The sequence below is a fragment of the Halomonas sp. ML-15 genome (assembly GCF_014779595.1).
Taxonomy (GTDB): Bacteria; Pseudomonadota; Gammaproteobacteria; order Pseudomonadales; family Halomonadaceae; genus Franzmannia.
In genome coordinates, this window is the sequence record NZ_JACXZT010000015.1 from 16,228 (window position 1) to 28,737 (window position 12,510).

At 65.9% G+C, this 12,510-nt stretch carries 11 protein-coding genes; 3 read left to right on the plus strand and 8 right to left on the minus strand.

Going from position 1 to position 12,510, the window contains the following annotated elements; genetic code table 11:
- From tssG to IEI94_RS09160, 8 genes are all read right to left on the minus strand, one after another.
- Entirely contained in the window at positions 1-1,017 is a 1,017-nt protein-coding gene (tssG, locus tag IEI94_RS09125) for a type VI secretion system baseplate subunit TssG (protein WP_191166998.1), read from the minus strand.
- The gene (gene tssF / locus IEI94_RS09130; RefSeq protein ID WP_191166999.1) at positions 981-2,744 is read right to left on the minus strand and encodes a type VI secretion system baseplate subunit TssF; all 1,764 of its coding nucleotides are present in this window, start codon (positions 2,742-2,744) and stop codon (positions 981-983) included. Before tssF ends, tssG begins: the two co-directional genes overlap by 37 nt.
- 23 nt (positions 2,745-2,767) lie before the next feature.
- The gene (gene tssE, locus IEI94_RS09135; RefSeq protein ID WP_191167000.1) at positions 2,768-3,199 is read right to left on the minus strand and encodes a type VI secretion system baseplate subunit TssE; all 432 of its coding nucleotides are present in this window, start codon (positions 3,197-3,199) and stop codon (positions 2,768-2,770) included.
- A gap of 15 nt (positions 3,200-3,214) precedes the next feature.
- Positions 3,215-4,696, minus strand: coding sequence for a type VI secretion system contractile sheath large subunit (gene tssC, locus IEI94_RS09140; protein WP_191167001.1), 1,482 nt, complete (start codon positions 4,694-4,696; stop codon positions 3,215-3,217).
- Between the two features lie 57 nt (positions 4,697-4,753).
- Positions 4,754-5,269: a type VI secretion system contractile sheath small subunit gene (gene tssB, locus IEI94_RS09145; RefSeq protein ID WP_191167002.1), complete on the minus strand. Its 516-nt coding sequence runs from the start codon at positions 5,267-5,269 to the stop codon at positions 4,754-4,756.
- A 427-nt stretch (positions 5,270-5,696) separates the two neighbouring features.
- Entirely contained in the window at positions 5,697-7,610 is a 1,914-nt protein-coding gene (dxs, locus tag IEI94_RS09150; RefSeq protein ID WP_191167003.1) for a 1-deoxy-D-xylulose-5-phosphate synthase, read from the minus strand.
- Between the two features lie 12 nt (positions 7,611-7,622).
- Entirely contained in the window at positions 7,623-8,513 is an 891-nt protein-coding gene (locus IEI94_RS09155; protein ID WP_191167004.1) for a polyprenyl synthetase family protein, read from the minus strand.
- Positions 8,510-8,773 (minus strand): exodeoxyribonuclease VII small subunit, encoded by a 264-nt coding sequence (locus IEI94_RS09160; protein ID WP_191167005.1) that lies wholly within the window; start codon positions 8,771-8,773, stop codon positions 8,510-8,512. Before IEI94_RS09160 ends, IEI94_RS09155 begins: the two co-directional genes overlap by 4 nt.
- A gap of 248 nt (positions 8,774-9,021) precedes the next feature.
- Here IEI94_RS09160 and serA point away from each other — a divergent pair, with 248 nt between their 5' ends.
- From serA to IEI94_RS09175, 3 genes are all read left to right on the plus strand, one after another.
- A complete protein-coding gene (gene serA / locus IEI94_RS09165) occupies positions 9,022-10,272 on the plus strand; it encodes a phosphoglycerate dehydrogenase (protein WP_191167006.1) in 1,251 nt (416 codons plus the stop codon).
- 173 nt (positions 10,273-10,445) lie between these two features.
- The gene (locus IEI94_RS09170) at positions 10,446-11,411 is read left to right on the plus strand and encodes a rhodanese-related sulfurtransferase (protein ID WP_191167007.1); all 966 of its coding nucleotides are present in this window, start codon (positions 10,446-10,448) and stop codon (positions 11,409-11,411) included.
- A 182-nt stretch (positions 11,412-11,593) separates the two neighbouring features.
- A complete protein-coding gene (locus IEI94_RS09175; RefSeq protein WP_191167008.1) occupies positions 11,594-12,481 on the plus strand; it encodes a DMT family transporter in 888 nt (295 codons plus the stop codon).
- Positions 12,482-12,510: the final 29 nt, after the last annotated feature.

Genomic DNA, 12,510 nt, shown 5'->3' on the forward strand with positions numbered 1-12,510 from the left:
TTAACCTGTCATCTGAATACGCACACGACGGCGCCGCGCGGCGCCGCCGGATTCGGGATTGACGAAGGTGGTCCAGCCGAGCTGGCAGCTGCCGCCCTCGCCCAGCCGCATCGGGCGCACCGCACTCTCCAGCAGCTCGAGCTCGAGGTCGTAGGCCAGCGGCTCGCGCAGCACGAAATCGACCAGTGTCTTGAGCGGGGCATGCTCGCGGCCATCGGGCAGAAAGTCGCGAAAGCGCTCGAGGGTCAGGCCGCGCAGGCGCAACGCGAACTTGCCGCCGATATCCGCCACCCACTCCCCGGCCACCATGTCCTGGCCCAGGGTCATGCCCGAGAGTCCGGCACGACTGCGCTGGTCATCGGGGATCTCGACCCAGCGCTTCACCCACTCCTCGATCTCGACGCCGTCGAGATCGAAGCAGTGCCCCACCACGCTGCTGACCACCTCGGGGGAGCGCGAGCGGCCGGCCAGCAGGCCGGCGTAGGCCAGCATCTTGCTCCAGTTGATCGGCGTCTCGCCGCGCAGGTCGCCGTCGGCGAGGCCCACCAGGGCGAAGACCGCCGCCGAGAAGCCATCGCTGGCGCCGTCCTGGTAGCGCACGTAGTGGCGATACTTGCGCCAGTTGCGGTGCACCAGGGTCAGCAGGCGGTGATTGAAGAAGTCGAGAAAGTCGCCGGCCACTCCCTCGTGATGGGCCGCCTCGTGGGCCAGCGCCTCGAGGTAGTAGCCAGGCAGCGGCGACTGCGACCCCTGCAGCCCGAAGAAGCTGACCTCGAGTTCGTACTGCCCCGACGGCGACGGCGCCAGTGCCAATACGTCGCTGCCGGGGAAGCCCAGCGACGCCGAGGCCTTGTAGCGCACCCGTTCGGCCACGCTACCGCCACCACCAGCCTCGAGATCATCCTCGTGGTGGCGGTGCAGCAGCTCGACGAGCTGGTAGAAGTCGTAGCGCCGAGCCCCCTTCAGCAGGGGCGCCAGCGCTACATCAGTGGCTGTTGTCCCGACTGCAAGGTCCATGTGTAGCGCTCGCGGTTATGGCGATTGATGACGTGCAGCTCGTGAAAGGAGTTGATGCTGGCGTAGAGCGAAAAGAAACGCGCCAGCACGCTGCCAAACAGATACAGGCTGCCCTCGTCGCCGAACGCGTCCTGATCCAGGGTCATCACCGAGCGCAGCCCCCGCACCGGCAAGCCGCGCGCCAGGCGGTCGATGGACGTGGTCTCGATCGCCACGATCCCGGCCAGGCGTTTCTGGGCAATGCGCTCGGCCTGGCGGTCGACCAGCGCGCGGAAGTCGTAGGCGCGCAGCACCGAGCAGAGCGCATCGCGCTCGAGCAGCGACAGGTAGTTGAGCGACAGATTGGAGATCAGCGTCCACAGCAGGCTGCCGTCCAGGGTCGGACGCAGTGCCGGTGTCGGTCGGGTGATATTGCGAAAGCCGGCGTAGGCCGGACTATCTTCGGTGGGTACGCAGATATCCCCCACCGTGAGCCGCTCGGGCAGCCCGCGATTGCTGCAGGTCAGGCGCAGCGAGACGGTCTCGCGTAGCCCCAGGCAACTGCGCTCGTCGCCACGCACGAAGGCGATGTCGTGGTCGAAGCCGTCGCCGCGCAGGCTGTCGCGCACGCGCACCCGGTAGTAGAGCGCCTCGCGCTGGCGGTCGCGCTCGATCTGATGCTGGAAACTCTCGAACGGCACATAGTTGCGCGGCTCGCCGCGCACCTTGCCCGACTCGCTCTCCAGCCAGCCGTGCACCGCATCGACGCTGAATACCTCGTAGTGGGCGGGGTAGCGACTGCTGGGGTGAATGCGGTATTCGCTGCGCTCACCGTTGAGGTCGACCGGATCGGCGTCATGGGAGAACAGGTTGATGGCCGGCGAGCAGTAGAGCGCCAGATGCTCGTCGCGCACCTTGGCATCCGCCGGCAGGGTGCGCGAGAACACCAGCCGCAGCGTGACCCGCTCGGCATGCTGCGCCGGCAGGTGATCGCCCAGGCCGACCAGATCGAAGAACTGGAACGCCTCGGGGAAGCAGAGGTACTCCTGCAGAATGCGGTAGCCCTGATAGACGTTGCGCGGATAGGGCAGCAGCGCATCCTCGCGGGAGAAGCCCACCGGCTGTAGCAGCCGCTTGGGCAGCGCCACCCGTTGACCATCCACCTCGAGTTCGAGTCGCGCCAGATAGTGGCTTAGCCACAGATAGAGGGTGCGCGCGGTATAGCCGTCGCCGCCCAGGTGCAGGCGCAGATCGTCGACACCCAGCGCATCCAGTGGCTGATCGCTGTGCACGTCCAGCGCCAGCTCGACCACCGAGGCCTCCCGCGAGTGGCGCGCCTCGACCCCGGCATGGGCCAGGGGATAGAGGGTCACCTCGTGGCAGGTGCGAAAGCGACACGCCGTGCCCTCCACCGGCCGGCTGGCCAGGGCGGTACCCCGCGGCACCTGCTGGCGCGCGCTGAGCGCGTGCCAGGTCGGGGTGAACTGCACCACCGTCATGCTCGGCACCGGGCGCAGATAGTTGGGCCACAGCATGCCGAGCAGCGAGTGAGTCAGCTCGGGAAACTCATCCTCGACCTTCTCGCGCATGCGCCCGGTGAGAAAGGCGAAACCCTCGAGCAGCCGCTCGACGTCGGGGTCGGTGCTGCGCTCGGACAGAAAACGGCTAAGGCCGGGATTGCCCTCGGCAAATTCCCGTCCCTGACGTTTCAGGAAATTGAGCTCGTCTCGATAGTAGCGATTGAGCATGCGGGCCTCGGTGACATCGGCACTCAGTCAAGACACTGGTAGCGCTTGTTGTTGAGCAGCAGGTCGATGGTGGTCTGGGCATTCTCCCGGCCCAGGGCCAGGGTGGCATGCACCTGAAAGTGCAGCTGCAGGGGGTCGCCGTGATTGGGCACCGACTCGACCTCGACGCGGCTGACCCGGGGCTCGAAGCGCTCGATACACTGACGTATCGCGCGCTGGATACTGAGCTCCAGGTCGAGCACGCCGATGGTGGCGTCATTGAAGTCGAGCAGTCCCAACGCCGGGGCACACTCGCTGTGCCCCGGGTGGCTGTTGAGCAGATCCACCAGATGCCGCTTGATCGACTCCACGGTCTCGCCGAGATCAGGCTCGCCTACCGCAACCTCCGCCTGTTCGGGCACCGCCAGGCGCTCGAACAGGCGGCGCCCTAGCACGCCGCCAGTGTGATAAGCCATGGCGGTGGCGCTCCCTTATTCCTTGTCGAGGCGCCCGACCAGCGACAGCTCGAAGTTGGCGCCCATGTACTTGAAGTGGGGGCGCACGGCCAGCGAGACCTGGTACCAGCCCGGCTCGCCTTCGACGTCGGAGACCTGGATCGAGGCAGCGCGCAGCGGCCGGCGGCTGCGCACGTCAGCCGGCGGATTCTCCTGGTCGGCCACGTACTGGCGAATCCAGGCGTTGAGCTCGCGCTCGAGGTCCTGGCGCTCCTTCCAGGAGCCGATCTGCTCGCGCTGCAGCACCTTGATGTAGTGGGCCAGGCGATTGATGATGAACATGTAGGGCAGCTGAGTGCCGAGCTTGAAGTTGGTCTCGGCGGCCTTGCCCTCGGCGGTGTTGGGGAAGACCTTGGGCTTCTGCACCGAGTTGGCGGAGAAGAAGGCGGCGTTGTCGCTGCCCTTGCGCATGGTCAGTGAGATAAAGCCCTCTTCGGCCATCTCGAACTCACGCCGATCGGTGACCAGCACCTCGGTGGGTATCTTGGCCTGCACCTGACCCAGCGCCTCGTAGGTGTGCACCGGCAGATTCTCCACCGCGCCACCGCTCTGCGGGCCGATGATATTGGGGCACCAGCGGTACTTGGCGAAGCTGTCCGTCAAGCGCTCGGCAAGCAGGTAGGCGGTATTGCCCCACAGGTAGTGTTCGTGGTCTTCGCTGACGGTTTCGCGATAGTTGAAGCTCTTGACCGGATTCTCGACCGGGTCGTAGGGCATCCGCAGCAGGAAGCGCGGCGCAGTCAGGCCCAGGTAGCGGGCGTCTTCCGATTCGCGCAGGCTGCGCCAGCGGGCGTACTTGGGCCCCTCGAAGATCGCCTTGAAATCCTTGATGTTGGGCAGTTCCTCGAAGCTGTCGACACCGAAGAAGCTGGGCGCCACCGAGGAGAGGAAGGGGGCGTGGGCCATGGCCCCTACCGCCGAGGTGTACTGCAGCAGCTTGATATCCGGGGTCGAGGGCGAGAAGTCGTAGTGGCCGATGATCCCGCCCACCGGCTCGCCGCCAAACTGGCCGTAGCCGGAAGCGTAGACGTGCTGGTAGAGGCCGCTTTGGCTCAACTCCGGGGCGAACTCGAAGTCTTCGAGCAGCTCCTCCTTGGTGGCATGCAGCAGGTCGAGCTTGATGTTCTCGCGGAAGTCGGTGCGGTCGACCAGCAGCTTGAGGCCGCGCCAAGCCGACTCGATCTGCTGGAAACCCTGGTCATGAAGGATCTCGTCGACCTGGCCGCCAATCTTGCGGTCGAGTTCGACGATCATGCGATCGACGACCGACTTGTTGACCTGAGGCGCTTCGCTGTCACTGTTCAGCAACTCGGCGATAAACGCCGCCACGCCCTGCTTGGCAACATCGTAGCCCTCGTCGGCCGGCGCCATGCGCGTCTGCGCCATGACCTGGTCAAGAAGGGATTCCTCGGCCACGGCCTCGGCGGCCTGGCCCTGCTGCTGTGCCGTATCACTCATCTCAATGCCTCGAATTCATCGGTGACCGCAGCGCCCAAGCGGGCGCCAGCGGAGAAATCAGCTGTCGCCCTTGCCGTCGCCGTCGCCGTCGAGCAGTTCGAGCTCGGCCAGCAGCTGCTGACGCGCCTCGTCGCTCTCCAGCAGTTTCTGCAGCCGATCGCGGAACGCCGGCACGTTACCCAGCGGCCCCTTGAGGGCGACCAGCGCCTCGCGCAGCTCGACCAGCTTGCGCAGCTCGGGCACCTGACGGGCAACGCTGTCCGGCGCGAAATCGTTGAGCGACTTGAATTCGAGATTCACCGCCAGATCGGCAGCATCATCGCCATCGGTCAGGCGATTGGGCACGCTGGCCTGCAGGCCGAGCCCGGCCTCGCGCATCACCGACTGGAAATTGTTCTTGTCGACCGAGACCGCATCGCGCTCTTCGATCGGCGTTTCCTCGGCACCGCCCTTGAAGTCACCTACCACCAGCAGCTTCAGCGGCAGCTCGGTCTCCGCCTGCTGGTCACCGGTGGCCGGCACGTACTTGATGTTGATGCGCTCTTTTGGCGCGACCGTCCCTTCCTTCGCCATGCGACGACCCTCCCTGCGATGAATCCGGAATACTTGTTTCGAGGGCGCGAGGGTAGGCAGATGACGACATGCAAACCAGTAGGGGGTATCAGCATGGTGAGTCGCACACCGCCCCATCGAAACAATGGATAATCGCTACAAATAGGAGAAATTCATCGCTTTTCGTCTCAAAAAACTGGAATTAAAGGGTCTATTTCTATCTTTGAAATTCCCCTGGATTACATTAAATGTCAGCAATGTCTTACATAACAAAGCGGCAATGTCGCCGCCCAATCTCATCGATAACGTCGTTTTCAATCGTCGCTCACGCAGGCTGGGCAATCTTTTAAATAAACAGAGGGAATAAGGAAGGAAATAAAAGCGCTAAAAAACCCCGACCAGAGGCCGGGGCGTTGTTATCACGCAGGCTGTGACAGCCGTGGGCGAATCAGCCGCCCGCTAGCCGGTGCCGAATCGCCGCTTCGATGCCGGCAGCATCGAGCCCGCACTCGGCCAGCAGCTCGGCCGGCTTGCCGTGCTCGACGAAGGCGTCGGGCAAGCCGAGATTGAGCACTTCGACCTGCACGCCCTCGGCGGCCAGCAGCTCGTTGACCGCCGCGCCGGCGCCACCGGCCACCACGTTCTCCTCCAGCGTCACCAGCAGCGCATGGTCGCGGGCCGCGGTGAGCACGGCGTCGCGGTCCAGCGGCTTTATCGAGCGCATATTGAAATGACTGGCATCGAGCCGTTCGGCGATCTCGGCCGCCGGCGCATTGAGGCTGCCGAAAGCCAGCAGTGCCACTTTTTGTCCCTGGCGTCGATGCTCGGCGCAGCCAATCTCGATGGGGTCGAGATGCTCGGGAATCTCGCTGCCGGGGCCGGTGCCCCGCGGGTAGCGCACCGCCGCCGGGCCGGGGTGATGGTAGGCGGCGCTGAGCATGGCACGGCATTCGGCTTCGTCGGCGGGCGCCAGCACCACCATCCCCGGCACGCAGCGCAGGAAGGAGAGGTCCATGCTGCCGTGGTGGGTGGGGCCATCCTCACCCACCAGGCCGGCGCGATCGATGGCGAAGGTAACGTCGAGCGACTGCACCGCCACATCATGGATCAGCTGATCGTAGCCGCGCTGCAGGAAGGTCGAGTAGATCGCCACCACCGGCTTGGCAGCTTCGCAGGCCATGCCCGCCGCCAGCGTCACCGCGTGCTGTTCGGCGATGGCCACATCGAAGTAGCGCTCAGGGTACTCCCGGGAGAAGCGGATCAGGTCGGAGCCTTCACGCATCGCCGGGGTGATGCCGATCAAGCGTTGGTCGGCGGCGGCCATATCGCAGATCCAGTCGCCGAAGACGTTGCAATACTTGCGCGGCTTCGGACGCAGTAGATCGTTGCGCGGCGCCTTGGCGACGGGCGGCGGCGTGTCGCCGTTCTTCTCCAGCTTGGTGATCGCATGGAAGCCGATGGGATCGGCCTCGGCGGGCTGGAAACCGCGCCCTTTACGGGTCTTCACATGGAGAAACTGCGGGCCGTCGAGGTCGCGCATATTGCCCAGCGCATGGGTCAGGGCATCGAGGTCGTGGCCATCGATGGGCCCGATATAGTTGAAGCCCATCTCCTCGAACAGCGTGGCCGGGCTGATCATGCCCTTCATATGCTCTTCGGTGCGCCGCGCCAGCTCCAGCGCGCCGGGCAGGTGCGACAGCACCCGCTTGCTGTTCTCGCGCATCGCGGTATAGGGCTTGCTGGCCAGGATCCGCGCCAGGTAACTGGCGATGCCGCCCACGTTCTCGGAGATCGACATCTCGTTGTCGTTGAGCACCACCAGCAGGTTGGCGTCGACGTGGCCGGCGTGGGCCAGCGCCTCGAAGGCCATGCCGGCGGTCAGCGCCCCGTCGCCGATCACCGCACATACGCGGCGCCGCTCGCCGCGGACGCGGGCGGCCAGCGCCATGCCCAGCGCCGCCGAGATCGAGGTGCTGGAGTGTCCCACGCCGAAGGTGTCGTATTCCGACTCGGCGCGGCGTGGAAACGCCGCCAGGCCGCCGTACTGGCGAATGCCGAGCATCGCCTCGCGGCGCCCGGTGAGGATCTTGTGCGGATAGGCCTGATGGCCGACGTCCCACACCAACCGGTCATGGGGCGTGCTGAGGGCGTGATGCAGCGCTACGGTCAACTCGACCACACCCAGCCCGGCGCCGAAGTGGCCACCGCTGCAGCCCACGCTGTAGAGCAGGTAGGCACGCAGCTCATCGGCCACCTGAGCCAGCTGAACCGCACTCATGGCGCGCAGCCCGGCCGGGGTATCGAGCGTGTCGAGCAGCGGCGTGGCCGGGCGCTCAGCGGGAATTTCGTCGAACAGCTTCATGGAATACCGTCGTCAGTGGTCGCGCTCGATCATGTAACGCGCCAGCTCGGCGAGTGCCGCACCGCGCTCACCGAGCGGCGCCAGCGCCGCCAGGGCGTCATCGAGCAGCCCGTCGGCCTTGGCGCGGGCGCCAGTCAGGCCTAGCAGGCTAGGATAAGTCGGCTTGTCGCGTGCGGCGTCGGCCCCGGAGGCTTTGCCCAGTACCTGGGTGTCGCCGATGACATCGAGCACGTCGTCGTGAATCTGAAAGGCCAGACCGATGGCCTCGCCATAGGCGACCAGTGCCGCCAGCCGCGGATCGTCCTCGGCGACGGCGGTCAGCCCACCCAGGCGCAGTGCGGCGCTTATCAGCGCGCCGGTCTTGTGGCGGTGCATGTTCGCCAGGGCCTCGACATCGGGCTGCCCTCCCACTGCGGCCAGGTCCAGCGCCTGCCCGGCCACCATACCATTGCGGCCAGCGGCCTCGGCCAGAGTACGCATCAGGGCCCCCAGGCGCGGCGACGCGCTGCCGGCCAGCACTTCGAACGCCAGTGTCTGCAAGGCATCGCCGGCGAGGATCGCCGTGGCCTCGTCGAAGGCCTTGTGCAGGGTAGGCTGACCGCGGCGCAGGTCGTCATCGTCCATCGCCGGCAGGTCGTCGTGGACCAGCGAATAGGCGTGGATCAGCTCGATGGCCACCGCCGGCACGTCGAGGTCGGCATCCGCCGCCCCCAGAGCCCGCCCGGCAGCATATACCAATACCGGCCGCAGCCGCTTGCCGCCACCCAGCACGGCGTAGCGCATGGCGGCCTCGAGGCGCGGTTCGACGGGGCGTTGCGCCTGCCAGAGCGCCTCCAGGCAGGCATCGACTCGCGCCCGATCCTCGCCGAGGCGCAGCGCCAACGATGACGCCTTGGCCGTCACCGCGCTGCACCCTCGGCACCGAACGGCGCCTCGCCGAGCTCGCCGCTAGGCTGCTCGACCAGCTGCCGCACCTTGAGTTCGGCGGCGTCTAGACGCTGCTGGGCATCGCGGGTCAGACCCACCCCCTGCTCGAAGGCGGCCAGCGAGTCTTCCAACGACAGTGCGCCGGATTCGAGCCGCGCCACCAACGCTTCGAGGCGTTCGAGGGTGGCGGCGAAATCCTGCGGTGCCTGGGGGGTATCAGCCGGGGTATCGACCATGGCGTCTATTGCTCTTCGCACGTGTGAAAGTGATGCCACAGTATACACGCTCCACCCCGGGGGTCGTCTGCCCCGGTGATGCCACCCTGTACATGCAGCGCGCTCATAGTGTCGGCGCAGGATTTTCATCGCCGCCGCCGGCCGAGGCGCGGTTCGGCTGTGCTAGGATAGCGACCCTGTTGCAACAGGCTCACCACGATACCTATACCGATAGCAAGCGGCACGACCGCGCAAGGGTTGATTCGACGATGGCCAAAACGTCCCTGGACAAGAGCAAGATCAAGATCCTGCTGCTAGAGGGCGTCCACCAGAGTGCGGTGGACAACTTCCTGAACGCCGGTTACACCAACATCGAGCACCTGACGACGTCCCTGGATGAAGAGACGCTGATCGACAAGATCCGTGACGTCCACTTCCTCGGCATTCGCTCGCGTACCCAGCTCACCCAGCGGGTGTTCGATGCCGCCGAAAAGCTCGCCGCGGTGGGTTGTTTCTGTATCGGCACCAATCAGGTCGACCTTGGCGCGGCGCTGACTCGCGGCATTCCGGTCTTCAACGCGCCCTACTCCAACACCCGCTCGGTGGCAGAGCTGGTACTGGCCGAAGCGATCATGCTGCTGCGCGGCATTCCCGAGAAGAGCGCTCGCGCCCACGAGGGCGGCTGGCTGAAGTCGGCCAAGAACTCCCACGAGGCGCGTGGCAAGACGCTGGGTATCGTGGGCTACGGCAGCATCGGCGCGCAGCTCTCGGTGCTCGCCGAGTCGCTGGGCCTCGACGTCATCTACTACGACGTGGTGACCAAGCTGGGCATGGGCAACGCCCGCCAGGTGGCCAGCCTCGAAGAGCTGCTGGCACGCGCCGACGTGGTCAGCCTGCACGTCCCCGAGCTGCCCTCGACCAAGTGGATGATCGGCCGTGAGCAGATCGCCCTGATGAAGCAGGGTGGCATCCTGATCAACGCCTCGCGTGGCTCGGTGGTGGTGATCGAGGAGCTCGCCGAGGCGCTCAAGGCCGGCAAGCTGCTGGGCGCGGCCATCGATGTCTTCCCGGTCGAGCCCAAGGGCAACAACGAGGAGTTCGAGAGCCCGCTGCGCGGTCTGCCCAACGTGATCCTGACGCCCCACGTCGGCGGCTCGACCCTCGAGGCCCAGGAGAACATCGGCGTCGAGGTCTCCGAGAAGCTGATCACCTACTCCGACAACGGCACCACCGTGACCTCGGTCAACTTCCCCGAGGTGGCGCTGCCGGCACACCCGGACAAGCATCGCCTGCTGCACATTCACGACAACGTGCCCGGGGTGCTGTCCGAGCTCAACCGCGTACTGTCGGAGAACGGCATCAATATCTCCGGCCAGTACCTGCAGACCAACGAGAAGGTCGGCTACGTGGTCATCGACGTCGACAAGGCCTACGGCCCCCAGGCGCTCAAGGCACTCAAGCAGGTCGAGCACACCCTGCGCGTGAGGGTGCTCTACTCGGAGACCAACTTCGAGGATTGAGCCCACGCTGACCGCTGCACCATGAGGCCCCGTTCACCGCCGGTGAACGGGGCCTTGTTGTCTGCGCTTGACCTTGATCAACCGCTGGTGGATGCAGCCGGCCCCGCGCTTGAGTAAAATGCCCACCTCAACCCATGGTCCGCCCTTTGCGAGGGCGACTACCAGGAGGCCACATGCCAGTCACCGCCGATTCGCCGCCCATCGTGGTCGCGGCGCTGTACAAGTTCGTCACCCTCGACGATTTCGAAGCTCTGCGCGAGCCGCTGCGCCAGACCATGCTCGAGCACGGCGTCAAGGGCACCCTGCTGCTGGCCCGCGAGGGCATCAACGGCACCGTGGCGGGCAGCCGTGAGGCGATCGATGCGCTACTCGCCTGGCTCACCGCCGACCCGCGGCTGACCGATATCGACCATAAAGAGTCGTACTGCGACGAGCCGCCCTTCTATCGCACCAAGGTCAAGCTGAAGCGTGAGATCGTCACCATCGGCGTGCCCGACATCAACCCCAACGACAGCGTGGGTACCTACGTCGAGCCCGAACAGTGGAACGAGGTAATCAGCGACCCAGAGGTGCTGGTGATCGACACCCGCAACGACTACGAGGTCGCCATTGGCAGCTTCGCAGGCGCCATCGACCCCAAGACCACCACCTTCCGCGAGTTCCCCGACTACGTTCGCCAGCACTACGACCCGGCCCGCCACAAGAAGGTGGCGATGTTCTGCACCGGCGGCATTCGCTGCGAGAAGGCGTCGAGCTTTATGCTCAAGGAGGGCTTCGAGGAGGTCTACCACCTCAAGGGTGGGGTGTTGAACTACCTCGAGAAGGTGCCCGAGGCGCAGTCGCTGTGGCGCGGCGAGTGCTTCGTGTTCGACAACCGCGTCACCGTGCGCCACGATCTCAGCGAGGGCGACTACGAGCAGTGCCACGCCTGCCGTATGCCGGTGTCCACCGAGGAGATGCGCTCCAGCGCCTATGAGCCGGGGGTCAGCTGCCCGCACTGCATCGATTCGCTGCCCGAGAAGACCCGCGCCGCCGCCCGCGAGCGCCAGCGCCAGATCGACCTGGCCAAGGCCCGCGGCGAGCCCCACCCGATCGGCCGCGATCCGCGCACCATGAAGGAAGACGCCACCGAACGCTGAGCGTCTACCTCTGGCGTCCTTCGCTTAGTGATAACGGCGGCCACCTTGCGTCCCATCCGCCGCCTCCACCAGAAGGCGGCGGTTTTTGTTATGCTGATGGCATCATGCGGGAGGATTCACTGCTGTCAGGCGTATTGCTGCGCAGCATATACCACTCCCCGCCTTCACCAAGGACGGATGCCATGCCCACCTCAGCGGCCTATCTCATCGTGGTACTGGTCTGGGCCACCACTCCGCTGGCCATCAAGTGGAGTGCCGAGGCCGGCGCGCCGGTGGGCAGTGTCTGGCTGCGCATGGCGATTGCGGTAGTGCTGGGGCTGGCGATTCTCTACGCCAGCGGCCGGCGCCTGAGTCTCACCAAGCGCGCCCTGGCTAGCTATGCCGCGGCGGTGCCCGGCGTCTTCGGCGCCATGGCGCTGAGCTATCACGCCTCCCAGACCCTCGCCTCGGGCCTGATGTCGGTGATGTTCGGCCTGGCCCCGCTGCTCTCGGGACTAATGCTGCAGCTGCTGCCGGGCGCCAACAAGCTGGCCCGCTGGCACTGGATCGGCTGCGTGCTGGGGGTGGTCGGGCTGGCGGTGATCTTCGCCGACTCACTCAGCGTCGGCCAGCAGCAGCTCGGCGCGCTGGCGCTGATGGTCGTCGCCGTGACGCTGTTCAGCGGCAGCGGGATCGCCGTGCAGCGCGTCGCGGCAGGCTTGCACCCACTCAACCAGACCGTCGGCGCCCTGCTGCTGAGCATGCCGTGCTTCGCCGTGCTGTGGCTGGTCAGCGGCGAGCCGCTCATGGTGCCACTAACCCAGCGCGGGCTCTGGTCTGTGCTCTACCTCGGCGTATTCGGCTCGCTGCTGGGCTTTCTGTGCTACTACCTGATCCTGTCGCGGCTGAGTGCTGCCACGGTCGCCCTGGTCACGCTGATCACGCCGGTGCTGGCACTGGGGCTGGGCATGGCCTTCAATGCCGAGCAGCCCTCGATTTCGATGGTGGTCGGCGCACTGCTGATCCTGACCGCGCTCGGCGCTTACCTGTTCGGTGACCGGCTGGCGCGCCTGGCCGCACCGCCACGCTAGGATCACGTGGATGACGCCGCCCGCATTAT